General features: G+C 60.5%; 3 protein-coding genes. All 3 read left to right on the top strand.

What is annotated here, in order from left to right; genetic code table 11:
* Positions 1–3 precede the first annotated feature (3 nt).
* The 3 genes from EJB06_RS20520 (at position 4) to EJB06_RS20510 (ending at position 2631) form a co-directional block, all read left to right on the top strand.
* Positions 4–402 (top strand): hypothetical protein, encoded by a 399-nt coding sequence (locus EJB06_RS20520; protein WP_126075885.1) that lies wholly within the window; start codon positions 4–6, stop codon positions 400–402.
* Between the two features lie 333 nt (positions 403–735).
* On the top strand, positions 736–1347 hold the full coding sequence (locus tag EJB06_RS20515; RefSeq protein WP_126075884.1) for a tetratricopeptide repeat protein: 612 nt from the start codon (positions 736–738) through the stop codon (positions 1345–1347).
* Positions 1348–1446: 99 nt separating this feature from the next.
* Positions 1447–2631: a tetratricopeptide repeat protein gene (locus tag EJB06_RS20510; protein ID WP_126075883.1), complete on the top strand. Its 1185-nt coding sequence runs from the start codon at positions 1447–1449 to the stop codon at positions 2629–2631.
* Positions 2632–2799 lie beyond the last annotated feature (168 nt).

The following is a 2799-nucleotide window of genomic DNA, read 5'->3' as shown; positions in this document are numbered from 1 at the left end:
TTCATGAAGAAAAATATCGTTAATTTTTGCGCAGCGCTGTCAATGTCGATCGTTTCATCATTTGCTGCCGCGCAATACGCTGATGTCGACGGACGGTATACCTCGGACTCCATCCACTTGCAGATCATCGTATTAAATCCTGAAAGCGGGGACGTTGCAGCCACAACTAGTGTAATCACGGGCGCTTGCTCAGGGAATATTGCAGGGCTGGGTAAGGTATCCGGAAACAAGCTCTCATTTTCTCCTTACGTAAAGGAAGCGGGTGCGGAATCATGCGTTGTTCACGTCGAGTTCGATGGGAATAGAAAACGTGCCAAGATATCCGCAGCCGGTGTTTGTAGCGCTTATCACGGTGGGGGATGTGGTTGGGAAGGAAAAACGACGTTGAAAAAGTCGCGTTAAGGGATTCGCCGCGTCTTATGTCTAAACGCATATGGTTGATCATTAGTTTGACGCAATGATATCCATTTGTTTCCTGGTAATGCATGAAATACGGCGGTTATTTTCTTTTACTGCATTCTGTTTTTTGATATCTTTATCAGTAATCTTGAGCGCGGCACATTTCCATCAACGCCGGGTGTGCGAAGTTTTTTAGAGGGTGTGTAAAGTGAGGTTTGCAATAAATTTGCACTAGCCGTCGTGTTGCACAGCTAGTGCAGGGGGCCTCATGCTCACGAAGATCGCATCGATCCGGGTTTTTATTCTTAATTGATGACTTAGAAATATCGACTCATTATGTCCACAACACTATCTACCCTGGACCAGGCTGAACTCCACCAGCTTGCCATCAACGCCAGCGCCTCCGGCGACGACGGCGCGGCCATCGTCTATTTCAAGGAGGCGGCGTCCCGCCCGGACGCCTCGGGCACCACGCACTTCCTGCTGGGCGCCCATTACGCCCAGATCAGGATGTACGACCGTGCCGCCGGCGAAATGGAGGCGGCCCTCGCGCTCGACCCGGGTTTGTCGATCGCGCGCTTTCAGCTTGGCTTGCTCTGGCTGACCAGCGGCGACGTTGCGAAAGCGGTCGCCGTACTGACACCCTTGCAGGAATTGCCCGACAGCGATCCCTTGCATCGCTTCGGTCAGGGATTGGTCTTGCTCGCGCAGGACCAACTGCCTGAATCGAGCGCTGCCCTGGCGAAGGGAATCGAACTGAACCACACCAATCCCGCGCTCAACAAGGACATGCAGATGTTCATCGACGATATCGCCAAAGCCCTGGCGGGCGTCGCCGCAGCGCCACCAGCCACGACCCCGGAACCGGTGGCGGAAGAGACCGTCGAGGACAGCCCCTACCATCGCCACCTGCTGATGTCCGCGTACGGCGGCACGCTCCCGAAGTAAGGTCGTCCCGATCAGCTACAATCGGCGTCTGCGCGGGTTCTGCCCGCGCACGACCTGCGCAGACGCCATGCCGCACCCACCACCTCCCGGACCCGAATCATGCAAGAACCGACATCGCAAGAAGAATTGACGCGCCAGCGCGACCGTACCGAGAGTTACCTCAAGGCCGATCCCAACAACAAGCAATTGCTGACCCGCGCAATCGAGCTCAATCTTGCCTTGTCGAACCCGGCCGGTGCCGAGCCGCATGCGCTGGCGGCCGTTGCCGCCTTCCCGCACGATCCGATGATCGTCTGCCTGCAAGCGCACGTGTTCGCCGCCCAGCAGCGCTGGAGCCAGGCCGCGCCCATCTACGCCGGCTTGCTTGCCCAGATCAGCGACCCGGACCTGGCGTTCAGCCTCGCGACCTGCCAGGTGTGGCTCGGTCAGCACCAGGCCGCGCTGGACACCATGGCGCCGTTCGAACGCGCTCCCGACCTGCCTGCGGCAACGGTCACCTTGCTGGTCCGCGCCTACCATCACGTCGGCAAGCTTGACCGCGCTATCGAACTGATCGAGCACAACGAAGCGCGCCTGGCCACCGATCCTGTCTTCATGGCTGCCGCCAGCATGGCTTACATCGACAGCAACAAGGGCGCCGATGCCGTGCGCATGAGCGCAGCCGCGCTGGCCCATGGCGAACGTCCGATCGAAGCGTTGGTCGTGAGCGCGACCCTGTGCCTGGAAAACGCCGACGCCGACGGCGCCCTGGCCCAGTTCCAGGAAGCGCTTGCGCTCAATCCGCAGGAAGGACGCATCTGGAACGGACTGGGCATGGCCAATCTGCTCAAGCAGGATTTCGCCACCGCAGAACAGCAACTCGAGCGCGCTTCCGAACTGATGCCGACCCACATCGCCACCTGGAATGCGCTCGGCTGGTGCCGCCTGATGAGCAACCGGCTGCCCGAGGCCGATGTCGCCTTCGCGCGCTCGCTGGAACTCGACCGCAACCTCAGCGAAACCCACGGCTCGATCGCGCTGGTCGCGGCCCTGCGCGGCGATCGTTCCGTGGCCGAAGCGGCCTTGCAGCGCGCCATGCGCCTCAATCCCCAGTGTGTCTCCGGCACCGTGGCGCGCATGGCCCTCGACGGTCAGCTGGGCGACATCGAGCGCTTCCGCGCGACCACGCTGAAAGCCACCGCAGGGCGCAAGAATCTGTTCGGCGTGGAGTTCAGCGACATTGCCCTGCGCGTTCTCGACGCCGAAAAACGGCGTGCCTCGAACGCCGCGCCGCCAGCGGATTGATGCTGCAAGGGGCGTCCTCACGCGTCCCGCGTTCCGCGTGTTTCAGCCGACGCGGCGCGCGAGCATGGTGCTGAAGCATTCCTGGCGCAATCCCGTTTGCGCCAGCGATGCCCCATCGCACGTCTTCGAAAGACGAACGAATTGCACGATCCGCGGCCTTGTTCCGAC

It is taken from the genome of Massilia atriviolacea (genome assembly GCF_003953935.1).
GTDB lineage: Bacteria > Pseudomonadota > Gammaproteobacteria > Burkholderiales > Burkholderiaceae_D > Telluria_A > Telluria_A atriviolacea.
The sequence above is the reverse complement of the archived record's forward strand: the minus strand, read 5'-3'. Positions and strand labels throughout refer to the sequence as shown.